Raw genomic sequence first — 26,558 nt, forward strand, 5'->3', positions numbered from 1 at the left:
AGTATGCGTCAGGCACAGGCAGGTAGGGCGCAGCAGCAGACGTCCCGACCCCAGCTAATACAGTCGATGATCGACGCAATGCGGGTCCCGGACCTGCGGGCGAAGATACTGTTCACGTTGGCAATGCTCGTCGTGTTCAGGTTCGTCGCACAGGTGCCGGTACCGGGCGTCGACACCCAGGCTCTGGCCCAGGCGTTCCAGCAGCAGGCGCTGCTCGGATTCCTGGACCTGTTCAGTGGAGGCGCGCTCTCGAACCTGAGCGTTGCCGCGCTCGGCGTGTACCCGTATATCACGGCATCGATCGTGATGCAGATACTAGTTCCCGCAATACCGAGCCTGAAGGCGATCTCTCAGGAAGGCGACCTCGGACGCCAGAAGATCAACCAGATTACGCACTACGCGACTGTACCGATCGCGTTCCTGCAGTCTTGGGGACAGCTCACACTGCTCAGGCAGTCCGGTGTGCTCCCTGGCGTGGACTTCGGGTTCAACATCGGCACACTGGCGATGCTGCTCTCGATGGTCGCCGGAACGATGTTCCTGGTATGGCTGGGCGAGCTCATCTCCGAGCGCGGACTCGGCAACGGCATCTCGCTGATAATCTTCGGAGGCATCGTTGCGAATTTCCCGACCGTGATCGGTCAGGGATTCCTCGAAAGCGACCGCATGGCAGGCCTGCTACTGCTGGCTGTCTTTGGGTTTGGAATCATATTCGTCATCGTGCTGTTCAACGAGGCCCAGCGGCGCGTGCCGGTACAGTACGGCAGAAGCGTCTACCGCGGTGGGCAGATGCAGCGGCAGTCGGGATCTACCTTCCTGCCTCTGCGAGTCAACAGCGCGGGAATGATCCCGCTGATCTTCGCGTTCAGCATCATCATCCTGCCCGCGACCATCTTCAGCTACTTCCAGAACCCGCTGTCGGACTCGTTCTTCGCAAGACTCGCGAGATTCTTTACGGATACGCTCGACCCGGCGAATCTTCCGTACTGGATTGCCGTCTTCATTCTTGTGGTCATATTTACGTTCTTCTATACGCTTGTCGTATTCCAGCAGCAAAATCTTGCTGAGAACCTGCAGCGAAACGGCGGGTTCATTCCGGGAATCAGACCTGGGAGACCGACGCAGGAGTACCTGAACCGGGTGATCATCCGCATTACGTGGGGCGGCGCGCTGTTCCTGGGGATCATTGCGATCATTCCGTTCTTCGTCACCCAGGCGACTGACGTGCGCGCGCTTACGCTGTCCAGCACCAGCCTGCTGATCATGGTCGGCGTGGCCCTGGACACGATGAGACAGCTCGAAGCGCAGCTACTGATGCGCAACTACGAAGGCTTCATCAGGTAATTTAATCAATCGTCATCCCCGCGAAGGCGGGGACCCATAGACCGCTGTACAGAGAATTATGAACATCATACTCATGGGACCGCCCGGATCGGGCAAGGGCACACAGGCAGCGAACCTCGCTGACAGCCTGTCGATACACGCCGTGTCCTCGGGCGACCTGTTCAGAGACCACCAGCGACGCAACACTGAGCTGGGACAGCTTGCCCGCTCCTACATGGAGCGCGGCGTCTACGTGCCGGACGATGTGACTATCGGCATGATAACCGAGTGGATCAACGATCCCGAACATGCCGCAGGATTCGTGCTGGACGGCTTCCCGAGGACCCATGCGCAGGCGCAGGCGCTAGACGATGCGCTCTCGGACCGGGGCGGAATCGACCACGTCGTCTTCATCAGGGTCTCTGACGACGAGTTGGTCCGCAGGCTCAGCGGCAGAATTATCTGCACGCAGTGCCAGCGGCCGTTCAACCTGAACTCCTCTCCTCCCACAACGGAGGGCAAGTGTGACGAGTGCGGCGGTGAGCTCTACCAGCGTGACGACGACAAGGCCGAGGTGGTGGCCAGGCGAATCGAGGTCTACAACGAAGAGACAGAGCCTGTCGTGGACTACTACCGCCAGGCTGGCAACCTTTCTGAGGTCGACGGCGAACAGCCTGTCGAGCAGGTCGCCGTGGCTCTGTCCGGGGCAGTCGGAACTCGCCTTGTTGGGTAGATGGGGTTTTTGTAAACTGACTACTACGTGTTTTAGGATTAGTTCACTGTAAGAGCCCTTCTGGGGTGAAACCTGCACATCGGACATTCGTCACGGGTGACGGATTCACCGAAAGCGGGCAGCAGAGAGTCGGAATCGGAGAACTTCAGAGCGTACCGCACATACGGGAGGTCGCTTCACAGATGGCCCGAAGGCCAAGTGGAATAACGATAAAGTCCGACCAGGAGCTTCGACTGATGTTCGAGGCAGGTCAGATAGTAGCCCACGCACAGGAGAAGGTCATTGAGGCAGTTGAGCCTGGGATAGAGACCCGTGAGCTCGACGAAATTGCCGAACAGACAATCAGAAGTCTGGGAGGGGTGCCCTCGTTCAAGAACTACAATCCTGGAATGTCGATGCCATACGCGTTTCCCGCGACGATATGCGCTTCGCTGAACGAGCAGATCGTTCACGGGATACCGGGTAAGCGACAATTGAAAGAGGGCGACATCCTCAAGGTGGACGTAGGGGCCATCTACGGCGGACTTCACGGGGATAGCGCCTTCAGCATAGGAGTCGGCGAGACGAGCGAAGAGGCCCGGCGCCTGATCGATGCGACAAGGGAGTCGCTGGACCAGGGTATCGCCAGGATAAGGGTCGGAGGAAGGATCGGAGACATTTCGAACGCGGTCCAGAGCTACGCGGAGGGCCTCGGCTACAAGGTAGTCAGGAAGTACGTGGGCCACGGTATCGGGTTCAATATGCACGAGGAACCGCAGGTCCCGAACTACGGAAGGGCCGGACGCGGACCGATGATCCGACAGGGAATGGCCCTCGCTGTCGAACCGATGCTCAACATAGGAACAGCGGATACACAGTTAGAGGCTGACGGCTGGACAGTATCGACTGCCGACGGAAGCCTGTCGGCGCATTTCGAAGATACGATCGCAATCACTGAAGATGGCCCGGTTGTAACAACCCGACTGAGTCTCAGCGGGACCGGGAACGACTCGAAAGGAGTCTGATGGCAAGGAAACAGAAGGAGGCAATCGAGGTAGAGGGTACCGTAACGGAGTCCCTGCCCAACGCCAGTTTCAGGGTGGAGTTGGCCAACGAGCACAAGGTGCTCGCATACGTGTCCGGCAAGCTGAAGCTGAATTTCATTCGCGTGCTGCCAGGCGACCGTGTGCTGGTCGAACTCTCTCCCTACGATCTGACACGAGGCCGCATCACCTACCGCTTCAGGTAGGAGAAGACCGGCCGATATCACGTCCTCCGACGGTAGCTTTCCTCGGTGGCATGGCGTAGCCGTGCCGCACGATTGCGCCGGGGCCATCCGATAGACGAGAGATCTGAGGTTCAACATGAAGGTGTCCGCATCAGTAAAAGTCAGATGCGCCAAGTGCAAGGTCATACGCCGGCACGGTAGGGTGCTCATCATCTGCGAGAATCCAAAGCATAAGCAGCGGCAGGGGTAAGAAAATGGCCATAATCTCTGGAGTGAACATCCCTGACAACAAGCGTGTCGAAGTCTCGCTGCGCAGCATCTACGGCATCGGCCCGTACCAGGCCAAGGACGTATGCGAGAGGGCCGGGGTGCTCGACAACCCGAAGGTCAGGGACCTGACGGACACGCAGCTCAACCGGATTCGCGAGATCGTCGACCGCGAGAAAGTGGTCGAAGGCGATCTCAGGCGCGAAGTCAACATGAACGTACGCCGGCTGATGGACATCGGCTCGTACCGCGGCCTGCGACACAGGCGCGGCCTGCCGGTCAGGGGCCAGCGCACCAAGACCAACGCCAGGACCAAGCGAGGCAAGAGGGTCGCCGTCGCCGGACGGGGACGCACCACCACCAAGAAGTAGAGCTGAGAGTAGAGCATGGCAAGAAGACCACGATCACGGCGCAGAGAGCGCAAGTCGGTTCCGGTGGGCAGGGCCTACATCCAGTCCACCTTCAACAACACGATCATCACGATCACAGACCCGCAGGGCAACCCCATCACATGGGGCAGTTCCGGCACAGTCGGCTTCAGAGGCTCGCGTAAGTCCACGGCGTTCGCCGCACAGCGCGCCGGTGAGGACGCCGCCCGAAAAGGCATGGAACACGGTGTCAGGCAGGTCGAAGTGTTCGTGCGAGGGCCAGGCTCTGGTCGCGAGGCTGCCATTCGGGCGCTTCAGGGCGCAGGCATTCTCGTCACATCCATCAGGGACGTAACGCCAATTCCGCACAACGGATGCAGACCGCCGAAACGGCGCAGGGTCTAGCACAACGGGACCGGGTGTGGAAGAGCAGTCGTCGCAGCGGCGATTCGGTCAGCGCGGCATTGGAGAGATACTCAACGAGACTTTCGTAATCTACGGCAGTCACTTCAAGAAATTCATCGTGCTGGTCGCGGTAATCCAACTGCCGGTCGCCCTGATAGCGGCAATCCCCATCGACAATCGTATATTCGACATAATCTTGAACCTTATCAATTTCATCGCTCTGACGTTCGCGTATGGAGCAGCGATATTCGCGGTAGGTCAGCACTACGTGGCCAGCCAGGTCAACGTGGGCGTGTCCTACACGAGGGTATTGTGGCGAGGCAAATCGGTCCTGATGCTTGGAGGAATACAGGCGGCTCTCGGAGCCACGTTCCTGACGCTCTCAGAAGTCCTGCTGGAGACCGAGCAGCTTCTGATCATCCCGGCAGCGCTGGTGTTGCTGGCACTGTTGCTGATGTTCGCCATTTACATGACCACGGCGGCGCCGGCGGTAATCGTGGAAGGCTATCGCTCACTGTCTGCACTGAGCCGCGGCTTCGCGCTGGCCCGCAGGAGTGAGTTCAGGATATTCCTGAACCTGCTGGTCTACTCGCTTCTCGCGCTGGGACTGCTGATAGTCATCATGCTGCCGTTCCTGATCGTGGCGTCGGTTACAGCTGCAGGCAGCGAGGAGTTTTCCACCCTGGGCGAGATAGCAGTCACGGTGGGAGCAACTATCGGAAGCATAATCGTGCTGCCCGTCACCTACATACCGGCGACGCTGCTGTACTACGATCTCAGAGTGCGCAAAGAGGGATTCAACGTGTCGCGTCTATCCGAGGAGATGGGTTTCGCGACTTCCTGAAGAATGAAAAGACGAGAGGAAAGAGGACAGGGCCTGTCCAGAGCCCGACGAAGGGCCTGCCCTGAACCTGGAGAAGGGAAAGTTAATGGCCAGATATAAGGATGCCAAGTGCCGCAAGTGCAGGCGCATAGGTGAAAAGCTGTTTCTCAAGGGCGAACGGTGCTTCACGCCCAGGTGCGCTGTAGAGCGCAGGCGCCGTCCTCCGGGAGATTCGGTCCCCAGGCGAAGGCGACCGTCGGAATGGGCACTGCAGCTCAGGGAGAAGCAGAAGGCACGCCTGACGTACGGAGTGCTCGAACGACAGTTCAGGAAATACTTCGACATAGCACGCGTGCGGCCGGGCGTCACCGGCGACAACCTGCTCCAGGTACTCGAGACGCGTCTGGACAACGTGGTCTACAGGCTGTCGATGTCCGACTCGAGGCAGCAGGGAAGACAGCTCGTCAACCACGGCCACTTCACCGTAAATGGCCGTCGCATGGACATTCCCTCCTACCTTGTACAGCCGGGCGACGTTATCGCATGGAAGCGCGGGGGCAGAAACGGCTCAACTCCTCAGTTCATTCAGGACCTGACTGTCGGCCTGCCCAAGCGCCCGGTACCCACGTGGCTGCGGCTCGACATTCCTAACCTGACAGGTGAGGTCGCATCCCTGCCTGATGCTACTGAAATCGAGACCGGCATCGACGCGAGACTGGTGGTCGAGTTCTACTCGAAGTAGGAGCGGTTCGCGAACCGCCCGCAGAATTCAGCAAGGAGAGTGGTGCATGACAACCGATCCAACATACCTGCTGTACGACGTACCCGAAGAGGAAGAGATAGTCGTTCCCGACCCCTCCGTCACGGTGGAGGTAGACGAACCTGAATACGGCAAGTTCATAATTGAACCACTGGAGCCCGGGTATGGAGTAACGCTCGGCAACCCGATGAGACGGGTGCTTTACAACGGCCTCGAAGGGACGGCGATAACTTCCGTCAAGATCGAGGGCGTCCAGCATGAGTACCAGACCATCCCTAACGTCAGGGAACAGGTCACGGAGATCCTTCTGAACGTCAAGGCGGTCAGGCTTCGCTCCGAGGTGGACAGGCCCGGAAAGCTGCGGCTGGAGGTCGCCGGCGAGGGACAAGTCAGCGCCGCTGACATCATGGCGTCGGCAGACTTCGAAGTCGTCAATCCTGAGCACCACATCGCAACCCTCGACTCCACGGACGCCAGGATATCTGTCGAGCTCAACGTCGAGCGCGGCAAGGGATACCGCGAATCGTCAGAGGGTGAAGGACAGGCAATTGGAGTCCTTCCAGTCGACGCGATTTTCACCCCTACGAGAAAGGTCAACTACACGGTCGAACGAACCCGTGTCGGCCAGCGGACCGACTTCGAGCGGCTGATCATGGAGGTCTGGACCGACGGCTCGATAACGCCTGCCGAGGCTATCAAGAAGGCATCGAACGTACTGGTCAACCAGTTCTTCATGTTCGCCAGCACCGACCAGATCGGTGAGGACGGCGTGAACGGACGTCAGGCCATCACGCTGATCATCCCGCCCGAGCACTTCGGCATCCCCGTGGAGCGGCTGTACCTCAGCTCGCGCACGCTGAACTGCCTGAAGCGCGCCGGCATCGACCGCGTCGGCGAGGTACTCCAGATGTCCCGGGAAGAGCTGCTCAAGATCAGGAACTTCGGCGAGAAGTCCTACACTGAACTGTTTGACAAACTACGAGAGAACGAACTCCTCCCACCGGAACTCGACCCCAACATGGCAAACGCCGGAGAAGAGGTCGAAGAGGAATCCGCCGAGGAGCAGGTGGTACAGGAGCCGGCCTGAAATGAGACATCGATTATCGGGGAAGAAGCTGAACCGACCCACTCAGCACCGACTGCTGATGCTGAGGGGCATGGTGACCAACCTGGTGCTCAATGAGACACTCAGGACCACCGAGGCCAAGGCTTTCGAAGCACGCCGGATGACCGAGAAGGTGATCACCCTCGGCAAGAAGGGTACGCTGCACCATCGAAGGCAGGCGGCCGCGCTGCTTACCGACAAGGAAGCGGTGCGAAAGGTGTTCGACGACCTTGCGGACCGGTACGCTGACCGCGAGGGCGGATACACCCGCTCGTACAAGCTGGGCAAGCGCAAGGGCGATGCCGCCGACATGGCCATGGTGGAGCTCGTCAGCTAACAGACAGACCATAGGCTATGCGCCTGGCATTGATCGTCGAGTACGACGGCACGGAGTACAGCGGGTTTCAGTACCAGAAGAACGCCCGCACGGTCCAGGAGGAGATAGAAAAAGCAATAGAGTCGCTCACCGGTGAAGCGGTAAGGATCAAGGCGGCGGGTCGCACCGACGCCGGAGTCCACGCGATGGGACAGGTCGTGGCGTTCGACACGGAGGCCACCTATGACCCCGGAACAGTCATGAGGGCGCTGAACGCAAGGCTCCCGCATGACATAGCCGTGAGGTCGGCCCACCGGGCGAAGCCCGGGTTCGACCCCCGTCGCGACGCGACCAGCAGACTGTACAGGTACACGCTGCTGGTGTCCGGCACCAGGTCTCCCCTGATGAGGCGCTACGCCCACAGAATCCACCTTACGCCGGACCTGGATTCGATGAGAGCCGCGGCAGCCCATATGGAGGGCACCAACGACTTCGCCAACTTCGGCGGCGCCCTGGAAGACCCGGAGGCGAGCACGGTCAGGAGAGTCGATAGGATCGACCTGGAGAGCGATGGCCCTCCACGGCAGGTCACAATCGACGTGGAGGGAAGCGCGTTTCTCCCCCACCAGGTACGCAGAATGGCCGGCGCACTCGTGGACGTCGGAACGGGCAGGCTGACAGTAAGCGACGTAGAGAAACAGATTTCAATGGCCGGCGATGCACCGCCGGCGCGGGCGCTCCCCCCTCAGGGCCTGTGCCTGATAAGAGTGAAATACGAAGACGGCCCATTCTGACTACAGGGCCGGAACAGGAACAGAGAGAAATGGTAGCAACGTCAAAGTCCTACGAGACCAAGGCTTCCGACCTGAATCCCAAGTGGCACGTCGTCGATGCCGAGGGCGAGACGCTCGGGCGTCTGGCAACCAGGATCGCGACCATCCTCAACGGCATGTACGTCCCGCACCTGCTCACCGGGGACTTCGTGATCGTCACCAACGCAGAGAAGATCCACGTAACCGGCAGGAAGGTCGAGCAGAAGATGTACTACCGGCACAGCGGGTACCATGGCGGGCTGACCGAGCAGACCCTCGCCGACGTGCTGGAGAAGCACCCCGACCGCGTGATCCGGCAGGCCGTCAAGGGTATGCTGCCCAAGAACTCGCTCGGAAGGAAGATGCTGAAACGATTGAAAGTGTACGTCGGCCCGGACCATCCGCACGCCGCACAGGTATCAGGCCAAACGGAGGCATAAATGGTAGCCCAGGAGCAGCAACACTACTACTACGCCATGGGCAAGCGGAAGACATCGGTAGCCCAGGTCAGGCTGTACTCCGACTCCGGCGTCCACCAGGTGAACGGGAGGCCCCTCGAAGAGGTCTTTCCCTGGGACTCCTGGCAGCAGCTCATCAACCAGCCGTTCGATGCAACGAACACGCACGGCCAGTTCCGAATCGTCGCCAAGATACGCGGCGGCGGAGTCGTGAGCCAGGCTGGTGCGCTGCGTCACGGTATCGCAAGGGCGATTCAGATAGCCGACCCCTCTCTGCGATCACCACTCAAGCGGGCAGGACTTCTCACACGAGACGCCCGCGAGAAAGAGCGCAAGAAGTACGGTCTCGCACGCGCACGCAAGGCCAAGCAGTGGACAAAGCGGTAGTTAGGCGAGCGTAAACAAACCGCCCTTACCCTTCTGATATAATCGCAGCAGGACTTCACTCATCTGGTTGTAGTGTGTGTGACCTGCGATGACATCCCGTTCCAGTTCGCGTAGCCGAAAATCCAAGGCCTCCGCCGTGCGCCTCTCGATGGCCGCGGAGAACTACCTGCTGTCCATCTACCGGCTCGAAGAGCAGAACGTGCGCGTCACCCTCACGGTGCTCGCAGACCACCTCAAGACGCTTCCAACCGACGAGGGTCTTGGCACATCTCTCCCTTCAGTAGGCGGCATGATACGGCGTCTGACCCGTGAGGGACTGGTCGAGACCACCGCCAACAAGGAGGTGGTCCTCACCTCCAAGGGCCGGAAACCGGCTGAGAGCATAGTCCGGCGCCACCGTCTGGCCGAGTGTCTCGTCGTGGACCTGCTCGGTATAGACCTCCACCTTGCACACATAGAGGCCCACCGCCTCGAGCACGCGATCTCAGAATACCTTGAGGAGAAGATCGTAAAGGCGCTCAACGACCCCTCAACATGCCCGTTCGGACACCCTATCCCCGGAAGCGGCTACAAGCCGAACAAGGACACCAAGACACTTGACCAGGCCAAACAGGGCGAGGAGCTCGTCATAGATTCGGTGCCCGAGGACGACCACGCGCTGCTCACGTACTTCGTAGAACAGAACCTGGTACCCGGCAGAGAGGTGGACGTCAGGGAGACCGCAAAGACTCGGGGCGTCATAACTCTCGACGGCGGCGACGGTGACATGGTGTTCAGCTACGACATCGCCGCCCTGATCCGAGTGTCCCCGAGATAGTCGGGAATACTCCCATACTCTCTTTTCGGAAGCCTTTTCAGCAACCCTGGAGCATGATCTGAATTGATTGATATCACACGCCACAACGAACTGATCGTGCGCCAGATAGTCGAGGGACTCGAAGCGATAACTGGATTCGAGACCCAGAACCGCTACGAGGTGCTGACCCCGGAAGGCGAGCAGGTAATGTACGCCTACGAAGAGTCCGGCGGCTTCTCCAGGTTCTTTCTGAAGTCGCACCGGCCGCTCGACCTCCACGTAGTCGACACGAACGGCAGTCCAATCCTGACTGCCAGCAGGGAGTTCTTCTGGTTCCTCTCCCATCTGAACATGAGTGATGAATCAGGTCGCCATGTGGGTGCACTGAACAGGCAGTTTGGATTCAAGCGCAGGCTTACGCTGACGGACCGAGACGATCAGCCCCTTGGAGAGATAACCGGCAGCCTGTTCAGGCCGTACACGTTCTTCGTGAACAACCTGCAAGGCGAAGAGATCGGCCGCGTGACCAAGCAGTGGTCCGGGTTCGGCAGAGAAGTCTTCACCGATGCCGACACGTTCCAGGTGCTCTTCGACGACCCGGATATGTCGGAGGAGTTCAGGCTCCTGCTGCTGACAGCGGCGTTCGCCATCGACCTAGATTTCTTCGAGAAGTAGACGCAGTTCACGAAAATGGTGAATAGTGAATTAGGAATGGCGAAAGAGCATAGGCAGGGTTTACTATTCTTCATTCACTATTCCAAATTCCAAGGGCGTCGCGCACCTCCACCACCACCTCGGGGTCATTCTCCCCGGAAATCGCCCCTCTGAGCGCGTCACGCGCAGTCTCGCCGCCGATCTGACCCAGAGCCCAGGCTGCATGTGACCGCACCAGCGGCTCACTCGATTTCAGGGCCTGCGCAAGCGCGGGTACCGCCACAGGGTCGCCGATGTTGCCGAGCGCGACGCACACGTTCCTCTGAAGCCCCGCCAACTTGGCGCGCCGGATCGGACTGCCGTTGAAACACAGTCTGAAACCGTCTTCATCGAGATCGAGCAGCGGAATGAGCTCCGGCGCGTCGAAGTCGTGCCGCTTCCTGAACTCCACCTCCCTGCTCGGAGCGGCCTTGCGGTTGACCGGGCACACCTCCTGGCAGATGTCGCAGCCGAACACCCAGTCGCCCATCAGCGGACGCAGATCACGCGGGACCGCGCCGCGAAGCTCGATCGTCAGGAACGAGATGCACCTGCGGTTGTCGATGACGAACGGAGCCACGATCGCGTCGGTCGGACAGGCCGGAATGCAGCGGACGCACTCCCCGCAGGTCTTCTTCAGAGGCTGATCGGGCTTGAGGTCGAGGTCGGTCACCACCTCAGCGAGGAACACCCACGAGCCGTGTGTCGGAGTGAGGATGTTTGTATTCTTGCCGAACCATCCCACGCCGGATCGCTCCGCTGCGGCGCGGTCGTTCATCGGACCGTCGTCGACATAGTAGCGGGCTCGTACAGGGCCTCCGACGACGTCGGGCAGCTCACGCACGAATCGCCTTGTCCTGCTCTTTATCAGGCTGTGGTAGTCACGTCCCCACGCGTACCTCGCGACCTTGCCTCGTGGGCTTGGCGCCTCGTCCGAGGGCTCACCAGTGTTGTAGCTGAGCGCCAGCGACACGACCGACCGCGCGCCTTCGAGCAGCGCCGTGGGCCGGTTCATCCGTCGCACCCGCTCCTCCGTGTACCACGGAAGTCCATCCATCAGCCCCGAGCGCACCCGCTCGACGGCAGCCGCCTCATCCCGCACAAACGGCTCCGCGCCCGTTATGCCAACGCGGTCGAACCCAATCTCAAGCGCAAGGGATTTTACCCTGTCTTCAACGCTCGCCAAGCTGATACCCCGATCACCTGCTCATACCTGTAAACTTGAATAACAGTCTCGTATATTCAATGTTATATACTATTCTTGAATATGTGAGGTCGGAATGGCAAGTCTGCAAGAGAGGCGTTGGAGCGGCGATATCGTCGGTCTGAGCCGGCGTGACCGGCGACCCTGCACATACAGCGTATATATGCCTGATCGGCTGCACGGCCGCCAGTTCTCGCTCGATGGTGACATCGCCGCAGAAGTCACCGAGGCTGAGACGGCGCTCGCCCGGCTCGATGCAACCGGGAACGCGCTCGCTAACTCGGAGGCGCTTGCCAGGCTACTTCTGCGTGCCGAGTCAGTCGCCTCATCCAGGATTGAAGGTCTCGAGGTCGGGGGCAGGAGGCTGCTCCGCGCGGATGCGGCGCAAAGGCTAGGTATGGAACCACGCGACGTGACCGCACGGGAGGTCTTGGGCAACATCGATGCAATGGCGTGGGCTGTGGACTCAGTGATCCCGGGTGGGGACATCACCATGGAGGCCCTCCTGGAGACACACCGGCGGCTTCTGGCCGGAACACGACTCGAAGACCACGGCGGCAGCGTCCGAACGGTGCAGAACTGGATCGGGGGCAGCGACTACAATCCCTGCTCGGCATCGTTCGTGCCACCACCGCCGGAGGATGTGCCCTACCTGCTCGACGACCTCATAAGCTTCTGCAACGACGACTCGCTCCCAGCTCTGGCACAAGCTGCAGTTGCACATGCGCAGTTCGAGACCATTCATCCTTTCGTCGACGGCAACGGACGCGCCGGACGTGCGCTGATTCATATGGTGCTGCGACATCGTGGGCTGGGACTACGGATATTGCCACCGGTCTCCCTCATCCTGTCAACCTGGGCCCAGGACTACATTGATGGACTGAGCGGGACACGCTACGTGGGTCCGTCCAACTCCCCCGAAGCGCATGAGGGTATCAGCGGGTGGATCTCACTCTTAGCGGAGGCGTGCAACCGGTCGGTGGAGGACGCCAGACACTTCGAGGACCAGGTGCGCGACCTTCAGTCTGTCTGGCGGGGTCGTGTCGGCCGCATCCGCCGCAACTCGGCGGTCAGCCTTCTCATCGAGGCTCTCCCCGCTGCTCCCGTGCTTTCCACGTCAACGGCAGCGGAGCTTGTCGGGCGATCATTCCAGGCCGCAGGACTTGCGATAGACCGCCTGGTGGAAGCCGGCGTACTTGTACAGGTCAGTATCGGGCGACGTAATCGGGCCTTCGAGGCGCATGAGCTGGTCGACGCGTTCACCGTGTTTGAACGCAGGCTCGCGAGTCCGGAAGGCGATACCCGCATATCGGGCCCAGTACGCAGGGTGCCCCGCCGACCGGCGAGGAATCAGGTTTGAACACCGCTGTAATGGCGCCCCCACGCCATTGACCCGGCACGGCCTCAAGTCATACCATGTTGTAATACCGTCGCAGGAGGTGGGCGCACATGGCGGACGATGGTCTCAGGATACGGTTAGAGTACTGCCAGCACTGAGGCCACGCGCTGCGCGCCGCCTGGATGGCGGGAGAAGCCCTCAGCCGCAACGGTGACTCGACCCAAGCACTCATGGTATGTTCCACATCTATGTCGACGACGAGCTTGTGGCATCTCACCAGCACTTGCCGGACGCGCATCTGTTCCCTGACCTGCAGGATATGATGGCCGCGATTCTGACACGAATCTGAGCTCCAGAGAGCACGGCGCTCCCAATTCCTCTCACGACCCGAAGTGTGATGACAGTTTCGTAGAGCCGGGGTAATCGACGATCAAAGACTCCGGCCCACGCCGGAACGATATTTTCCAGGAGGTTTTCGCACTATGGGGGTCCCACACCTCAGAGAGCTACGACGTGTATATGGATTCGATGAGGTGGCGATTGCGCCGGGTTCCGTAACGATCAATCCCGAGCTGACCAGCACCGAGTTCTCGGTGGACGGGATTACCCTGTCTACGCCGGTCCTCGGCGGGGCCATGGACGCCGTATCGTCCCCCAGCTTTGCAGGGGAGATGGACAGGCTCGGCGGAATGGCCGTAACCAACATGGAAGGGGTTCACAGCCGCTACGACGACCCGCTGAGCGTCGTCGAGGAGATCGTCGAGACACCCCAGGCGAAGGTGACGTCCCTGCTCCAGAAGGTGTACTCCGCCCCGATCCGCGAAGATCTGGTCGGCGAGCGAGTCGAAGAGATCAAGGCAAGCGGTGCAAAGTGTGCCGTTTCGTTTACACCCGCGAGGACAAAGAATCTCGCACCGCTCGCCGCCGAGGCGGGAGCGGACATGATCGTCGTACAGTCCACCGTCACCACCGCCAGGCACATCTCGAATAGCGAGCGCGGACTGCGGTTCCCGGAGCTGCTTGAGTTGGTGAACGTCCCCGTGATCGTCGGCAACTGCGTGAGCTACGATGTCGCGCTCGAGCTGATGGAGACGGGCATTCACGGCGTGCTGGTAGGTGTCGGACCGGGCGCGGCATGCACGACTCGCGAGGTGACCGGGGTGGGTATCCCACAGGTCACGGCCACGATGGATACCGCCGCGGCACGCGACGACTACTTCGAGCGCACCGGAAGATACGTCCCCATCATCACCGACGGCGGCATCCGCACCGGCGGCGACCTGTGCAAGGCGATGGCCTCAGGGGCCGACGCTGTCATGATTGGCACTCCGCTTGCACAGTCCGAAGAGGCGCCCGGCAGGGGCTACAACTGGGGAATGGCCAACCCTGACCCCAACCTGCCGCGCGGCACCCGAGTGAAGGTCGGCGTCAAGGGCACCCTCGAGCAGATACTGTTCGGCCCCAGCTCGGTCGTCGACGGCACTCAGAACCTCGTCGGCGCACTGAACATCTGCCTCGGCATGGTCGGCGCAGAGAACATCCGCGAGATGCACCAGGTCGCTGAGGTCGTAGTAGCCCCGTCAATCAAGACCGAGGGCAAACACTACCAGCTAGGCCTGGAGTAACACCTGCCGGATTCGTCGCATGGCCTACGACAGCAAAACGGGAACACAACTAACGCTCGAAGACGATAACGTCTCTCGGGGTGGAAAGCGCGTCGTTCGCAACGGTTCACCAAGCAACAATCTGGTTCTTAGTGCATACGCGGCGGCGAACGAAGACGTCTTTCCGAAGATCCTGGATCTGTACGTCGCGCCGGGAAGCACTGTGGCTGACGTGACATACGGAAAGGGCGTGTTTTGGAACAAGGTAGGACCCGAAACATACAACCTCCTGCCGACTGATATTGCTATGGGGACCGACTGTCGCGATCTTCCATATGAAGATGGCTCAATAGACTGCGTCGTCCTGGACCCTCCATACATGCACTCTCCGGGCGGGACTGCACATACCGGCCACCAGCCATACGAGAGCTACTACAAGAACAACAGCACGGGCAACAGGACCAGGAGCAAGTATCACGAAGCCGTCCTGGACCTGTACGTTGATGGCGGACGGGAAGCATACCGGGTACTCCGAGACCGCGGAACCCTGATCGTTAAGTGTCAGGACGAGGTCTGCTCTAACAGGCAACGGTTCACGCATGTTGAAATCATGCATGAATACGAAGCTCTGGGGTACGTCACTGAAGACCTGTTTGTGGTCATGCGAAATAACAGGCCCGGCGTAAGCAGGATGTCCAAACAGGTACACGCGCGAAAGAACCACTCCTACTTCCTGGTCTTCTGGAAGCGCGGCGCAACAGGCCCCACTTGGGAGCCGCCCGCTTGAATCCGCTTGAGCTCATGCTCGAAGTGATCCATGAGCATACGCCCACGTCCAAGTGGTCCGGGTCGACACTTGCACCATTTCGCCAGGTAGCCAACACAAACCGTGGAGACATCGGCGAAGGCTTCATCTTTCGATACCTGGTCCATTCAGGTATTGCCGTCGGCAAGGGAGCCTCACGTATCGAGGAGTGGGACCTTGAAATCGGCAGTCTCAAGTTCGAGGTCAAGACGGCATCAGAAGATCGTGGTGGCTCGTTCCAGTTCAACCACATCCGGCTAGACCGGAATTACGACTATTTGCTCTGCCTCGGCATTCGCCCTGAGGAGATACTCTTCAACGGGTGGCGAAAGGGCGAGGTGTCAGAAGGCGTCGCCGGGAGGCTCGTACGCATGGCCGAAGGCCAGAGCGTAACCCACAAGCTGACAAAACGTCCCCAAGACATGAGAAAGATCGAAGAGCTGCCCGCCTGGGTAGTGAGCATTACGTCGGCTCTCGAACCTGACTAGGAGCCAGCAGGCCGAGAAGCTGTGTCAATCTAGTAGGTGTGAGGCTCGCTAGCGGCTTTAGTCATTCCGGCCTGTGCCGGAATCCAGATGACCGGTTGTAAAAGGCAGCACCTACCAAGCTAACTCAGGCTCAAGATCGGCTGAAGCCTTGCAGCATAGCCATCCCCAGCACTACGCTCTGCAAGTAAGGCATATGGACACTCCTCATGATCGAGTCCGGCATCACCCCGAAAGGACAACCCACTTTGCCCAAAGCCATACGGGAAGCTCTGTCGGTGAAGGCAGGAGACCACGTGCGCTACGTCATCCAGGAAGGAGAAGTCCGTATACTGCCTATACGTTCCGTGAGGCGGCTCTTCGGCATACTTCGGCATGACGGTCCGGCAGCGACTCTGGAGGACATGGAACGCGCCATAGCCGAAGGTGCCTGTGAAGAGTGATTGCCATCGACACCAACGTGATAGTTCGCTATCTCGTCGCTGACGACGCCGAACAGGCGGAGGCGAAACCAGAAAGTAAAGGACGCCCCCTCATCTGAGGGGGCGTCCTACTTGAGGAGGAGCTATCTTAAGGCGCTGACAGCGCCCGATCAGGCCACTTTCTTCGTCGTCTTCTTCTTGTTGAAGTCGGCCAGGTTCAGTGACCTGAGAATCAGGTCCTTGTTAGGTATGTCGTGCATATAGCCGCACTGAATGCACTGCTTGTACGACCCATACATGTCTCTGTTGGTGTGCAGATCGCCCTCACACCGAGGGCAGGCTCTGAGTTCAAGCATCATTTCCCTCCGCTGGTGTTCCTTGAAATTCACATGAATTAATTTGCTTCATGGGCATTATATCACTTGACACACCCCGTATCAATAATTACCATTGATTACGAGCCGTTCAGAGACTGTAACGCCGGAAAGGCTCGCGGGTTAGCCCTGGTTTTGGGCTGAGGGCCGCAATTCTCGAAACATGGAGGGAACAGGTCCCATGCAGGAAGGTGTATACGTCATAAGCGTCGCCGCGCGCATTCTGGACATGCATCCCCAAACTTTACGAAAATATGAAAGAGTGGGTCTTGTGCTGCCCTCGCGCACCGGGGGCATGTCCAGGCTCTACTCTGACGAAGATATCGCGCGTCTGCAGCTCATCAAGCATCTCGTCGAAAACCTGGGCCTCAATCTGGCCGGAGTGAAGTTGGCGATGCAGCTGTTCAACAGGATGATACGGATGCGGTCGCAAATGGCCCAGTTGGAAGGACAGCAACTCAGGGAAGCTCTCAACGAAAGCCTGGACGAGATGTTCAAGATTCTCGCCGGCTGATGCAAGTGCGTCCCGTGAAAACGGGAATGACGTTAAAGGATCGACAGTTATGACAGAAGATGGGCAGTCCGACGAGAGTCAGACTCTAGAAGAGCAGATGGACGCCGAACTGGACGAGGTTTCGGAACTCCAGGCTCGCCTCGACGAGGCCGAGCGCGAGAAAGACCAGTTCAGGTCCATGGCGCTGAGATACAGGGCCGACCTGGAGAACTACAAGAAGCGAGCTACACAGGAACTTGCCGATACCAGGGAGCGCGCCAACGCGCAGCTCCTTCTGAAGCTGATCGTAGTGGCAGACGACTTCAACCGGGCGGTCAACTTCCTGCCTGAAGACGCAGTCGACGTTAGCTGGTACGAGGGCGTGCAGCTCGTCCAGCGGAGCCTGGAGAACATGCTCCAGTCCGAGGGGCTGTCCCGCATCGAGGCGACCATCGGCCAGCCGTTCGACGTGTCTCAGCACGAGGCCGTATTCTTCGAGCCGACTAACGAAGTAAGCGAGGGCGCCGTGGTCCGAATCGTCAGAGACGGATACAGGCTCCACAGCAGGGTGCTCAGGGCGGCGCAGGTAAGTGTCGCACAGGCCCCGACGGATGACTGAACAATATGACCGAAGACCAATAGTCCTGCGAATGTCAACACTTACGGGTGCAGGGCGAGCCCTGCTAACAGGAGAATCAGTAAATGGCCAAAATACTCGGAATTGACCTCGGTACGACCAACTCTTGCATGGCCGTCATTGAAGGGAGAACGCTGAAGGCGGCCGGACCACGCCGTCGATGGTCGCGATAAACCCGCGATCCAACGAACGTTACGTCGGCACCACCGCGAAGCGCCAGGCGGTTACCAACCCGGAGAACACCGTCTTCTCGATCAAACGCTTCATGGGCCGCAGGATCGACGACGCGAGCGTGCAGAGAGACGTAGAGCTCATGCCGTACAAGATAGTGCGGCACTCCAACAACGACGCACACGTGGAGATGGCGGGTCAGACTCACGCTCCGCCCGAGATAGCGGCCATGGTCCTCCAGAAGATGAAGCAGGACGCCGAGGCGAACTTGGGTGAGCCGATTACGCAGGCCGTCATCACGGTGCCGGCGTACTTCGACGACAGCCAGCGCAACGCTACCAAGGACGCCGGACGGATCGCCGGGCTCGAGGTGCTGCGCATCATCAACGAGCCTACGGCAGCCTCGCTCGCCTACGGCCTCGACAACAAGTCTGAGGAGACGATCGCGGTCTACGACCTCGGCGGCGGCACGTTCGACATCACCATCCTGCAGATCGGCGAAGGCGTCTTCGAGGTGAAGGCCACCAATGGCGACACGCACCTTGGCGGCGACGACTTCGACCAGAAGATCATCGACTGGATCGCAGAGGAGTTCCGCAGGGAGCAGGGTATAGACCTCAAGCAGGACCGGATGGCTCTCCAGAGGCTTCGTGAGGCCGCTGAGGCCGCAAAGATCGAGCTCTCAACCCAGTTGCAGACGGAGATCAACCTGCCGTTCATCACTGCAGACGCGTCCGGCCCCAAGCACCTTGTCATGCCCCTGACCCGCTCGAAGCTGGAGCAGTTGGTAGCCGACCTCGTACAGGGCACCATCGACCCGTGCCGCAAGGCCATGGCCGACGCCGGCGTCTCGGCGACGCAGATCGACGAGGTGGTGCTCGTCGGCGGCATGACCCGTATGCCCGCAGTCAGGGAAGCCGTGGTCAGCCTGTTCGGCAAGGAGCCGCACCAGGGAGTTAACCCGGACGAGGTCGTCGCGATTGGCGCGGCCATCCAGGCCGGAGTACTCCAGGGCGACGTGCAGGACATCCTGCTGCTCGACGTCACGCCGCTGACACTGGGCATCGAGACGCTCGGAGGCGTGTCGACCGGGCTCATCACGCGCAACACCACGATCCCCACCTCCAAGAGCGAGGTGTTCACCACCGCGGCCGACAACCAGACCAGCGTGGAGGTCCACGTGGTCCAGGGCGAGAGGTCGATGGCTGCCGAGAACAAGTCGATCGGCAAGTTCGTGCTGGACGGCATACTGCCCGCTCCTCGCGGGATGCCCCAGATCGAGGTCGCATTCGACATCGACGCCAACGGTATACTGAACGTCTCGGCCAAGGACAAGGGCACCGGCAAGGAGCAGCGGATCACGATCACCGCTAGCTCAGGTCTGGCACAGGAAGAGATCGACTCGATGGTCTCTGACGCCGAGCGCTTCGCCGAAGAAGACGAGCGCAGGCGCCAGGAGGTCCAGACTCGAAACACCGCCGAGAACGCGGCCTACGCCGCCGAGAAGATGCTCCAGGAAAACGCTGAGAGCATCCCTGAGGAACTCAAGAGCGAGGTCGAGGGCAAGGTCGCCGCTGTGCGGTCGGCGCTGCAGAACGACGACATAGCGCGCGTCGAGACGACCCTCAACGAGCTGCAGGAGACGCTCCAGAAGGTCGGCCAGGCAGTGTACAGCCAGGCAGGCGCAGGAGCGGGGGCCGGACCGGGCGATCCCCCTCCTCCAGGAGCAGACGCCGGGCCAGGCCCAGACGGCGGCTCCGGCCCAGACGACGACAACACCGTCGAAGGCGAGTTCAGAGAGGTCTAGCCTCGAAGACTATCGACTCTGTGCAAGGGGCGTTCCCGTTTCGGGGCGCCCCTTTTGCTTGTCGTCAGCCGTCCCCCACGCGGAGGACCTGGGACAATGACATTCGTCGGATGAACAGAATCACGCCTATGATTATGGCGGTGAAGATCAGGCCCATTGCGACATACGTTACCAGCAGGTTCTGCCAGCCGACCTCGATTACGAACGGCGGCAGCACCTGGCCTCCACGGTCATCGTGGCCGAGGAACGGCATGATCGTCGCGCCCAGTCGGCCTCCCATCCAGGTGCCGAGCGCCATGCCGACCAGTATGACGAGAGCCTGCTCGAGCCACATGAGCGACACCAGCTGGCGCGTCGAGAAACCCATCGTTCGCATCAGGGCGAACTGCAGCTCGCGGTTGCGGAACGATATGTAGGCGTGGACGAGGAAGCCGAGGCTGCTGAGTACGAGTATCGCGCCGAACGCAATCAGCAGGAGCGCCCTCCAGCCTGCAAGCACCAGCGGGTCGATCTGGGCAACAGCGAGATCTTCGACGGTGTCTATCGCCCTGCCTATCTGGAACGGCCGTCCCTCCCTGAGCTCTTCGATGAACTCCTCCCGCTCTTCGCCCTCGACGTCGGTGCGCAGCCACATCTCGTTGGCGGTGATCTCGGCGCGCGCCATGCCCAGGTTCGTGTGTGCGCGAACGGTTTCTAGATCGGCCACCAGGAACCTGTCGTTGTAGCTGTCCATCGTCGGGAAGAAGTCGACCGTGTCGACAAGCACAGCGGTCAGCCGCCGTCCGCTAACGGAGACCTTCACCTCGTCACCGATGGAGTGCCCGAAGTGCTTCAGGAAGGACTCGCTGGCGACCACCGGCACCGGCTGAGGCTCACCACCAGGCGAGATGCCCCTGGCCACGAGGGCGCGTCCTGCAGACCACGCGAACATCAGGGAGCCATCGCCCCTGGCCGATACCTCCGAGGCGCGAATCCTGTCCTGGTTGGCGACGCTGGAATCCTGGAGCACGTTCCAGCCGTCGACCTCCGCGTTGGTGTCCTGGGCAAGGTTCCTGAAGTCGTCAAGGACCTCTATCTCGCCGTTGGACTTTCGGACCCGGACGGTGTCGATCAGTATCGAGCCTGGCCTGAGACCTCTTTCGAGGTCGGTCTCGCCGACTGCTATGGACACCAGGGTGAACGGTCGGGAGGGGAACAGCCTGGACCTGGGACTGCCACCCTCGAACAGCTCTGCACTGTAGAGTCGCCAGTTGCTGGACTCCAGGAAGCCGAGCCTGTACGTGAAGTAGCGCCCATTGGAATCCCTGAGTCTCGCACCGAGGCTCACAGTTGGGGACGGGCGGTCGGCCTTCATGAGCACCTGTATCGCGCGGGCGTTGTCAGGCATCGGGATGCCGAGAGGGATCTCATGCCCGTTGAGCTGTGACATGACGTCAGGAAGCGGGTTGTCGGAGAAGTCGTCCCTGAACCACGCGACGTCCTCGAACTTTTCTGTGTCGACGGCGAGAACGTCGAAAGTGGAGTCGCCTCCAAACGTTCCAAGGTGCGAGCCGATCGCCCGCAGCACCGGCGCCGCGTTCAGGACCTCGTCCATGTCCTCGTAGGGCTTGTCAATAGGCCTGGAGCCTCCCCGGATGTTGATCGACACGTTGACGAGGCGGATGTCGGAGCCCGCTGAGTAGAGCACCCGCTCGGTGAAGCTGCGCTGCAGCGTACCGCCAAAGCTGGCCGCGAATATGCCGAGTCCGGCCATCAGGATGAGCAGCAGCGCGAGTCTCGCGTAGTGAGTCGGGTTGCGCGCCATCTGCCACAGGCCCATCACGAGTCCCGGAGGAAGCCGTGCGGCCAGGAGCCGGCTTGCCAGGCTCATCACCAGCGGGAAGAGCCGTATCAGCACCATTGCGGAGGCGACCAGGGTGATTGCGGGCACCGCCAGCAGAAGCTGGTTGACCGCAACCTGTCCGAGCAGGTTGGTGGCGGCGAGCGATCCCTGCTCGGTGAGCTGCCGGAACAGCACGATGCTCACGACGAGCAGCAGCACGTCGAGGTAGTAGCGCTGCACGAACGACAGACGGGACGGTCGTGCCATCTCCTGCCTGTCCCTGGACATCGACGACCTTGACGCCTCGAACGCCGGAATCATCAGCGCACCAAAGCTCAGAACGCCTCCGAGTGCGCTCATTATGAACGCGCCGCGCGTCAGCGTGACGGGAAGCAGCGCGCCGCCGGAGAGGTCGGAAAACGCGGGCGTGAGTCCGAGGACGCTGATCGAGGCAGCGGCCAGGAATGGCGCGATGACGATGGCGAGTCCGGCAATCGTCAGCCCCTCCAGCACGAACACGGTGAGCACCTGTCGCTCTGTCGCACCTCTTCCCTGGAGCAGGCTGATCTCGTTCTTGCGCTGCTCGGCAATCAGGGACGACAGGGTGATGACGTAGTACAGCACCACGACGGCGATGAGGATCAGCACCACGAACATCTGGAGCTTGGTGAACAGCAGGCGCTCATCGTAGTCGGCAAGCGCGTCGTCCAGGTCGGTCACCTGCCGGTAGGATAGGAACGTCCGCGACATGTTCCGGCGCATTGAAATTACCGCAAACAGAGCGTCCGTGGCGTTGGTCGCCTGCAGCCGCTCGTGGTCGGTCAGGAGCATCCAGCCGTAGGTGGTGTCCATGTCCGTGAACGCGCCGCCCACCCCGCGCAGGAGCGTGTCCTCGGACACGAGCAGCGGAACGGCGACGAAGCTGCCCGACGAGAAGGTGTGGAATACCTCATCGTCGAGACGCCAGAGCGGGTGATCGGGATCGGTCCTGCGGAAGATTCCCGACACCACCACAGAGGCGTACGGCGTTGCGTCCATCCAGTGCGGCACCACCGACAGCGTGGAGCCAACCGTCAGACCGATCTCGTTCGCAACACCGTACGGGACTGCTGCCTCAATGGTGATCGGGCTGCCGTCCGGAGAAACGTCGAGCAGCTCGGCGGGCATACGACCGCCCGGCAGGATCTCGATGTGGTCCTCTATGCCGTGCAGGAAGTGGAAGTAGCTGCGAGCGTTGTCGTCGCCGGCGACTTCTTCCTCGCCGGGAGGAGTCATGAAGAAGGTCGCGGTGCGGGCGCCGCGTACGGAGCCTTCGAGCAGCCAGCCGAGCCTGGTGTTGTACTCGTTCTCCATGAAGCCGCGGACCGCTGCGGACTCCTTGGGGCTGGTCGGGCCCTTGGAAGTCTTGACGACTATGTCCAGGTCGATCGGGTCGTGCTGCTCAAGCGCGGACTCGAGCGCGAGGTCACGCAGCGAGTCGAAGTAGATGACGGTGCCCGCCATGATGGTCGATGCAAGCACGACTCCGATGACGACTGACGACAGCAGTCGCCAGTTGGCGAGACTGCGTCTGGCAACCATCGGCCATGCCGACAGGATTCTGGCTAGGTTGGCTAGGATTTCGGGGCCTTCGGGAAGGTTGGATTTGGCTTAGGTGCGGTTCGACTATGGTAGCAGGCGTTGGGGGTGGTTAGGAGCCGAGCGGCAGCGGTGCTCCGATTCAACCCTGTGTGCAAATTCTCAATCCCACCCCTGGTCCCATCGTGTAACCCCGTCACTCCCGTGAAAGGAGACCTTTGCATAACCCCCTCTCCCTCCGGGCTAACAAGGGTAGGTATCCGCAGTTCGTCATTCCGGCGAAGGCCGGAATCCAGGGGATGGGGGTGTCCTTCGACAAGCTCATAGCCTGCGCCGGACTTGATCCGGTGACGAACGAATTGCCAGTTTACCCACCCCCTCTCCCTCAGAGCCTGTCCCGTACTTGATACGGGGGAGAGGGCTGGGGTGAGGGTGAAAACCACGCCTACCCCCTACCCGATACAGCAACACTGCAGGGGCGGTTCGCGAACCGCCCCTCACCCGTCACTCCCGCGAAGCTTGTCCCAGTGGAAGCGGGGAGCGGGAGTCCAGTGGGGCGACGGGAAATGTCTGAACTCTGATTCGTCTGATTAGGGGATTTCTCTGATTTAGAAGACAGCAGTAATGGTCTGGTGGCGGCTGTTGGCGTTGGATAGGTACATCGATGGGCGGTCAGGTGACTTGCCGGGCTTTGGCCAGTGACGGTGTTCGGGATGAGATCTGGGCAGGTCCTCACAAACTCGTTCTGGTCCGATAGAATGTCGGTCCTCGAATTCAGACAGGGAGGCATGTCATGGCACTGGATGTTGGAGTCGTGCAGATCGACTATTCGCAGGCTCGGCCATCTGGCGCAGCCTATCAGTACGCGTGGGAGCTAATGGCCTACGATGACCTGGAGGGGGACTGCTGGAAGGTGTCGGATGGGGGACAGGTCTTCATAGAGCTGACGTACACGACGATGGCCAATCACGCGATGGAGTACATAGAGTCGAAGAGCCTATCTTCGACTGAGGCCCACCAGGTGATGCGGTGGGTCAGGGGTCTGCCATGGCAGGGTCAGGTAGTCATGCTGCATTTGGGGTGGTGAGGGGGCGGCTCCTACGTTACAGCCCTTCACATGACCTAGGTCAGGAAAAGGGAATTCAATCCACCGCACTCCCTCCAGCTCACGCTGCCGTCGATGACCCTCCCTTCAACGCACCGCCTCTTTGGAGAAGTTCATCGTGCCGTTTAGTGAAACGTTCATACTTTGATGCTGATCTGAATAACTGCCTCAGTGACAGAGGCCGATTGCTCTCCTCCGACAGTGCTCGTTCAACGTCAACAACATAGCTAATCGTCTCAACCGCTATGCTGTGTAAGTCCGGGAACCAGTTGTCCAAGTCGTACGTTAGCTGTTTCACTCGGCTCAGTGACATTGAACTATAGTCCGACAAGCGCTCCGACTTCACCAACCCTCGGGCAACCAGCCATAAAATGTGGAGGCGGCCGTGCTCTCTGAAATCTCCACGTTCACCCGTCTGATCCACATGTACATTCCATTCATCCTGCACCCTCTTGTAGGTAATCCAAGGCAACCTAAGCCGCTCGGCCTCAATATTGGGTGCAAACACTTCACGATAAGCCCCTGAGAGCTGCTGCTTGGACCGAGGAATTTCTCTCAATCTATCCTTAGCCTCTCCAGGCTTGCCAAGAAATGCCCAATTTGCTTGTGCAATATCTTTAATTGTGACCCTACCTGTTGGCTCACCGAAGTTCGTAGAACATTGGAGGAGATAGAGTGGCGAACTCCTTCTGAAGTCGTTCCTGTTCCGGTTCGTCGAACAGGAAGTCCCAATCCTTCATCTGCGACTGCTTGTTACTTGCGGAACTAATGATGTGCCTCAACGATGACGAAGGGTCTTCTACAAGTTTTAGGGTCACGCTGGCATCCCCAAGGTCACCGCCTCGCCGCCAGTGGTCCCATACTGTGTAAGTTGTCTGACAACCATTGACAATTTGGAAGTCTCTGATTCTGACTGTCGTGGCACCAGATCCGACAACCGGGTCAGTAAAAGAGGCACACACCGCTGAGAGCCCATTGTTCATCAGTTGGAACCAGCCACGTTTGGCAGGGTCAGCCAACGTATTCTTGATTTCCTTGTTGACCGCAACGGATCCCAAAGGGCCACGTGGATTGTGTCTAAACATGGCATATCTGAACTTGTCGAACGTGACGGCAATCTCATGGAGCGAGAGCGTCGCAATGAGACACTTGAAGTCTCCAGACAAAGTTTGATGATACTCGTCAGCCCGCACGGACAAAGTCAACTCAATTTCCTGTTGGTCACTGACAGACTCGATAATCTGCAACAGGTTGCTGACGTCAAGCATCGTCGCAGAATGCTGAACATCATGGTGGGAACCTGCAACCGAAAGAGATAGCGAATCATCTGCCCACGAATTCACTCTGTCTTGCACCGGCTTAGTTGCTCGGAGCGTTGTCAGATAGACGAGGTGGACTTCGTATCCATCAAGGATGCAACGGCGAAATCTCGGAGCGAGTTCGAGAACACCCTCATTTGAGATACCGGCCAGAATCTGAGGTGTGGTCAGCTTCTTGGGGACATCAAGGAAGCTGGCCAAATCGTTCATTCTCACGTTTGCAGGACTCGAGCGATATTTCGACTGGAACAAGTACACAGTCTGAGACGACTCATCAATGTAGTATGCATCTAGTTCCAGATCGTCCTTCCCATCCGTAATACTCTCGAGTAGTTCTTCTTCTGTCGGCGGGCTGTCACTCTGGTCAAGGTGTACATCTGCGGCCCAGAATAGGAACCCTTTGGCAAGGTCGCCTCCAAACAGACGATCCGCAGGTGCCTTGGCAAGATTAGTGATTCGCTCGACATCTCGTTGCCGTCGTTCGCTAAGGGTAGTCATTTGTCACGCCCTCAAAGTAGTGATAGATATCGAGTTCAGATGGCTTGTACAAAGTTCAGTAGGTGGAATTGTATCAAGTACGAGGTGGCGGGACCGGGCATTACCAATCTTTGTTTGGCATCGTAGCCGACTGAAGCTGGACTAAGGCGCCGTCAAAATCCGAAGGCTCGTTTGAATACACTTCCTCCAGCGCCTCACGGATCTTCTCGCCATCGCGTGCGCTGAGGCATGTCTCCAAGGTTTCCGTGAAGAGCTGGCTCCCGAAGACGCCAACTGGACTTCGATCCCAACGACTACCACCACTGACCTCGCAGCAGCGTGCCAAGGTCATCCACCCAGCAACAAAATCAAGGCAATCACAAAAATCCGACGAACCCTCGAAGAGGCTCGCCGCTCGGCAATCACAGTTCAGACATTTCGTGCGCCTTCGTGTACTTCGTGG

Annotated in this window: 28 protein-coding genes and 1 pseudogene; 25 read left to right on the plus strand and 4 right to left on the minus strand. The window is 59.7% G+C overall.

The genetic code is table 11. The features are described 5' to 3' along the window. Positions 1–3 precede the first annotated feature (3 nt). From secY to J4G14_10955, 16 genes are all read left to right on the plus strand, one after another. Entirely contained in the window at positions 4–1,344 is a 1,341-nt protein-coding gene (secY, locus tag J4G14_10880) for a preprotein translocase subunit SecY (GenBank protein ID MCE2458301.1), read from the plus strand. A 58-nt stretch (positions 1,345–1,402) separates the two neighbouring features. Further along, entirely contained in the window at positions 1,403–2,056 is a 654-nt protein-coding gene (locus J4G14_10885) for an adenylate kinase (protein MCE2458302.1), read from the plus strand. A gap of 182 nt (positions 2,057–2,238) precedes the next feature. Continuing rightward, on the plus strand, positions 2,239–3,060 hold the full coding sequence (gene map / locus J4G14_10890; GenBank protein MCE2458303.1) for a type I methionyl aminopeptidase: 822 nt from the start codon (positions 2,239–2,241) through the stop codon (positions 3,058–3,060). After that, positions 3,060–3,284 (plus strand): translation initiation factor IF-1, encoded by a 225-nt coding sequence (gene infA / locus J4G14_10895; GenBank protein ID MCE2458304.1) that lies wholly within the window; start codon positions 3,060–3,062, stop codon positions 3,282–3,284. The genes map and infA overlap by 1 nt, the downstream gene beginning before the upstream one ends. Positions 3,285–3,399: 115 nt before the next feature. After that, positions 3,400–3,513, plus strand: a complete 114-nt coding sequence (gene rpmJ / locus J4G14_10900) for a 50S ribosomal protein L36 (protein ID MCE2458305.1) — start codon at positions 3,400–3,402, stop codon at positions 3,511–3,513. Positions 3,514–3,517: 4 nt separating this feature from the next. Continuing rightward, positions 3,518–3,901: a 30S ribosomal protein S13 gene (gene rpsM / locus J4G14_10905; protein ID MCE2458306.1), complete on the plus strand. Its 384-nt coding sequence runs from the start codon at positions 3,518–3,520 to the stop codon at positions 3,899–3,901. A gap of 15 nt (positions 3,902–3,916) precedes the next feature. Next, positions 3,917–4,303 (plus strand): 30S ribosomal protein S11, encoded by a 387-nt coding sequence (gene rpsK, locus J4G14_10910; GenBank protein ID MCE2458307.1) that lies wholly within the window; start codon positions 3,917–3,919, stop codon positions 4,301–4,303. A 16-nt stretch (positions 4,304–4,319) separates the two neighbouring features. Beyond that, entirely contained in the window at positions 4,320–5,147 is an 828-nt protein-coding gene (locus J4G14_10915; GenBank protein MCE2458308.1) for a hypothetical protein, read from the plus strand. Between the two features lie 85 nt (positions 5,148–5,232). Further along, positions 5,233–5,868: a 30S ribosomal protein S4 gene (rpsD, locus tag J4G14_10920; GenBank protein ID MCE2458309.1), complete on the plus strand. Its 636-nt coding sequence runs from the start codon at positions 5,233–5,235 to the stop codon at positions 5,866–5,868. Between the two features lie 46 nt (positions 5,869–5,914). Next, complete coding sequence (locus J4G14_10925; protein MCE2458310.1) at positions 5,915–6,973, plus strand: DNA-directed RNA polymerase subunit alpha; 1,059 nt, start codon at positions 5,915–5,917, stop codon at positions 6,971–6,973. Position 6,974: 1 nt separating this feature from the next. Further along, a complete protein-coding gene (rplQ, locus tag J4G14_10930; GenBank protein MCE2458311.1) occupies positions 6,975–7,328 on the plus strand; it encodes a 50S ribosomal protein L17 in 354 nt (117 codons plus the stop codon). A 17-nt stretch (positions 7,329–7,345) separates the two neighbouring features. Beyond that, positions 7,346–8,101 carry a tRNA pseudouridine(38-40) synthase TruA gene (truA, locus tag J4G14_10935; protein MCE2458312.1) on the plus strand — a complete coding sequence of 252 codons (756 nt, stop codon included), beginning with the start codon at positions 7,346–7,348 and terminating at the stop codon, positions 8,099–8,101. Between the two features lie 29 nt (positions 8,102–8,130). Beyond that, positions 8,131–8,559, plus strand: coding sequence for a 50S ribosomal protein L13 (gene rplM / locus J4G14_10940; protein MCE2458313.1), 429 nt, complete (start codon positions 8,131–8,133; stop codon positions 8,557–8,559). Further along, positions 8,560–8,964, plus strand: a complete 405-nt coding sequence (gene rpsI / locus J4G14_10945) for a 30S ribosomal protein S9 (GenBank protein ID MCE2458314.1) — start codon at positions 8,560–8,562, stop codon at positions 8,962–8,964. A gap of 88 nt (positions 8,965–9,052) precedes the next feature. Continuing rightward, entirely contained in the window at positions 9,053–9,781 is a 729-nt protein-coding gene (locus tag J4G14_10950; protein ID MCE2458315.1) for a metal-dependent transcriptional regulator, read from the plus strand. A gap of 63 nt (positions 9,782–9,844) precedes the next feature. Further along, a complete protein-coding gene (locus J4G14_10955) occupies positions 9,845–10,435 on the plus strand; it encodes a scramblase (protein MCE2458316.1) in 591 nt (196 codons plus the stop codon). A gap of 70 nt (positions 10,436–10,505) precedes the next feature. Here the strand turns inward: J4G14_10955 and queG are convergent, their stop codons facing one another. Further along, on the minus strand, positions 10,506–11,639 hold the full coding sequence (queG, locus tag J4G14_10960) for a tRNA epoxyqueuosine(34) reductase QueG (protein MCE2458317.1): 1,134 nt from the start codon (positions 11,637–11,639) through the stop codon (positions 10,506–10,508). A 94-nt stretch (positions 11,640–11,733) separates the two neighbouring features. On the opposite strand from queG, the gene J4G14_10965 reads away from it, so the two are divergent. The 5 genes from J4G14_10965 to J4G14_10985 all read left to right on the plus strand — a co-directional run bounded on the left by J4G14_10965 (position 11,734) and on the right by J4G14_10985 (position 16,333). Beyond that, complete coding sequence (locus J4G14_10965; GenBank protein MCE2458318.1) at positions 11,734–13,017, plus strand: Fic family protein; 1,284 nt, start codon at positions 11,734–11,736, stop codon at positions 13,015–13,017. A 461-nt stretch (positions 13,018–13,478) separates the two neighbouring features. Continuing rightward, positions 13,479–14,621 (plus strand): GuaB3 family IMP dehydrogenase-related protein, encoded by a 1,143-nt coding sequence (locus J4G14_10970; protein MCE2458319.1) that lies wholly within the window; start codon positions 13,479–13,481, stop codon positions 14,619–14,621. 19 nt (positions 14,622–14,640) lie between these two features. Then, a complete protein-coding gene (locus J4G14_10975) occupies positions 14,641–15,387 on the plus strand; it encodes a site-specific DNA-methyltransferase (GenBank protein ID MCE2458320.1) in 747 nt (248 codons plus the stop codon). Continuing rightward, complete coding sequence (locus J4G14_10980; GenBank protein ID MCE2458321.1) at positions 15,384–15,893, plus strand: hypothetical protein; 510 nt, start codon at positions 15,384–15,386, stop codon at positions 15,891–15,893. Before J4G14_10975 ends, J4G14_10980 begins: the two co-directional genes overlap by 4 nt. A gap of 206 nt (positions 15,894–16,099) precedes the next feature. Further along, positions 16,100–16,333, plus strand: a complete 234-nt coding sequence (locus tag J4G14_10985) for an AbrB family transcriptional regulator (protein MCE2458322.1) — start codon at positions 16,100–16,102, stop codon at positions 16,331–16,333. A 149-nt stretch (positions 16,334–16,482) separates the two neighbouring features. On the opposite strand, the gene J4G14_10990 is transcribed toward J4G14_10985, so the two are convergent. After that, complete coding sequence (locus J4G14_10990) at positions 16,483–16,668, minus strand: hypothetical protein (protein ID MCE2458323.1); 186 nt, start codon at positions 16,666–16,668, stop codon at positions 16,483–16,485. 199 nt (positions 16,669–16,867) lie between these two features. On the opposite strand from J4G14_10990, the gene J4G14_10995 reads away from it, so the two are divergent. From J4G14_10995 to dnaK, 3 genes and pseudogenes are all read left to right on the plus strand, one after another. Beyond that, the gene (locus tag J4G14_10995) at positions 16,868–17,200 is read left to right on the plus strand and encodes a MerR family transcriptional regulator (protein ID MCE2458324.1); all 333 of its coding nucleotides are present in this window, start codon (positions 16,868–16,870) and stop codon (positions 17,198–17,200) included. Positions 17,201–17,249: 49 nt separating this feature from the next. Continuing rightward, positions 17,250–17,798, plus strand: a complete 549-nt coding sequence (locus J4G14_11000) for a nucleotide exchange factor GrpE (protein MCE2458325.1) — start codon at positions 17,250–17,252, stop codon at positions 17,796–17,798. An 83-nt stretch (positions 17,799–17,881) separates the two neighbouring features. Beyond that, positions 17,882–19,794, plus strand: a pseudogene (dnaK, locus tag J4G14_11005) (molecular chaperone DnaK). Between the two features lie 64 nt (positions 19,795–19,858). On the opposite strand, the gene J4G14_11010 reads toward dnaK, so the two are convergent. Beyond that, positions 19,859–23,197 carry a hypothetical protein gene (locus J4G14_11010; GenBank protein MCE2458326.1) on the minus strand — a complete coding sequence of 1,113 codons (3,339 nt, stop codon included), beginning with the start codon at positions 23,195–23,197 and terminating at the stop codon, positions 19,859–19,861. A gap of 790 nt (positions 23,198–23,987) precedes the next feature. Between J4G14_11010 and J4G14_11015 the strand changes: the two genes are divergently transcribed. Beyond that, positions 23,988–24,281, plus strand: a complete 294-nt coding sequence (locus J4G14_11015) for a hypothetical protein (protein ID MCE2458327.1) — start codon at positions 23,988–23,990, stop codon at positions 24,279–24,281. Between the two features lie 659 nt (positions 24,282–24,940). Here J4G14_11015 and J4G14_11020 read toward each other — a convergent pair. After that, positions 24,941–26,116 carry an AIPR family protein gene (locus J4G14_11020; protein MCE2458328.1) on the minus strand — a complete coding sequence of 392 codons (1,176 nt, stop codon included), beginning with the start codon at positions 26,114–26,116 and terminating at the stop codon, positions 24,941–24,943. Between the last annotated feature and the right edge of the window lie 442 nt (positions 26,117–26,558).

The sequence above is a fragment of the Dehalococcoidia bacterium genome (genome assembly GCA_021295915.1).
In the GTDB taxonomy this organism is placed as follows: Bacteria; Chloroflexota; Dehalococcoidia; order Lucifugimonadales; family UBA1123; genus VXRN01.

Excerpts from the sequence above, each read along its gene's own strand:
- J4G14_10885 (MCE2458302.1), top strand. The coding sequence starts at position 1,403 with ATGAACATCATACTCATGGGACCGCCCGGATCGGGCAAGGGCACACAG.
- rplQ (MCE2458311.1), top strand. The coding sequence starts at position 6,975 with ATGAGACATCGATTATCGGGGAAGAAGCTGAACCGACCCACTCAGCAC.
- rpsD (MCE2458309.1), top strand. The coding sequence starts at position 5,233 with ATGGCCAGATATAAGGATGCCAAGTGCCGCAAGTGCAGGCGCATAGGT.
- rpsM (MCE2458306.1), top strand. The coding sequence starts at position 3,518 with ATGGCCATAATCTCTGGAGTGAACATCCCTGACAACAAGCGTGTCGAA.
- J4G14_11010 (MCE2458326.1), bottom strand. The coding sequence starts at position 23,197 with ATGGTTGCCAGACGCAGTCTCGCCAACTGGCGACTGCTGTCGTCAGTC.
- rpsK (MCE2458307.1), top strand. The coding sequence starts at position 3,917 with ATGGCAAGAAGACCACGATCACGGCGCAGAGAGCGCAAGTCGGTTCCG.
- J4G14_10990 (MCE2458323.1), bottom strand. The coding sequence starts at position 16,668 with ATGCTTGAACTCAGAGCCTGCCCTCGGTGTGAGGGCGATCTGCACACC.
- J4G14_10970 (MCE2458319.1), top strand. The coding sequence starts at position 13,479 with ATGGGGGTCCCACACCTCAGAGAGCTACGACGTGTATATGGATTCGAT.
- truA (MCE2458312.1), top strand. The coding sequence starts at position 7,346 with ATGCGCCTGGCATTGATCGTCGAGTACGACGGCACGGAGTACAGCGGG.
- rpmJ (MCE2458305.1), top strand. The coding sequence starts at position 3,400 with ATGAAGGTGTCCGCATCAGTAAAAGTCAGATGCGCCAAGTGCAAGGTC.
- J4G14_10965 (MCE2458318.1), top strand. The coding sequence starts at position 11,734 with ATGGCAAGTCTGCAAGAGAGGCGTTGGAGCGGCGATATCGTCGGTCTG.
- secY (MCE2458301.1), top strand. The coding sequence starts at position 4 with ATGCGTCAGGCACAGGCAGGTAGGGCGCAGCAGCAGACGTCCCGACCC.
- rplM (MCE2458313.1), top strand. The coding sequence starts at position 8,131 with ATGGTAGCAACGTCAAAGTCCTACGAGACCAAGGCTTCCGACCTGAAT.
- J4G14_10925 (MCE2458310.1), top strand. The coding sequence starts at position 5,915 with ATGACAACCGATCCAACATACCTGCTGTACGACGTACCCGAAGAGGAA.
- J4G14_10975 (MCE2458320.1), top strand. The coding sequence starts at position 14,641 with ATGGCCTACGACAGCAAAACGGGAACACAACTAACGCTCGAAGACGAT.
- infA (MCE2458304.1), top strand. The coding sequence starts at position 3,060 with ATGGCAAGGAAACAGAAGGAGGCAATCGAGGTAGAGGGTACCGTAACG.
- J4G14_11000 (MCE2458325.1), top strand. The coding sequence starts at position 17,250 with ATGACAGAAGATGGGCAGTCCGACGAGAGTCAGACTCTAGAAGAGCAG.
- J4G14_10995 (MCE2458324.1), top strand. The coding sequence starts at position 16,868 with ATGCAGGAAGGTGTATACGTCATAAGCGTCGCCGCGCGCATTCTGGAC.
- J4G14_11015 (MCE2458327.1), top strand. The coding sequence starts at position 23,988 with ATGGCACTGGATGTTGGAGTCGTGCAGATCGACTATTCGCAGGCTCGG.
- rpsI (MCE2458314.1), top strand. The coding sequence starts at position 8,560 with ATGGTAGCCCAGGAGCAGCAACACTACTACTACGCCATGGGCAAGCGG.
- J4G14_11020 (MCE2458328.1), bottom strand. The coding sequence starts at position 26,116 with ATGACTACCCTTAGCGAACGACGGCAACGAGATGTCGAGCGAATCACT.
- J4G14_10950 (MCE2458315.1), top strand. The coding sequence starts at position 9,053 with ATGACATCCCGTTCCAGTTCGCGTAGCCGAAAATCCAAGGCCTCCGCC.
- map (MCE2458303.1), top strand. The coding sequence starts at position 2,239 with ATGGCCCGAAGGCCAAGTGGAATAACGATAAAGTCCGACCAGGAGCTT.
- J4G14_10985 (MCE2458322.1), top strand. The coding sequence starts at position 16,100 with ATGATCGAGTCCGGCATCACCCCGAAAGGACAACCCACTTTGCCCAAA.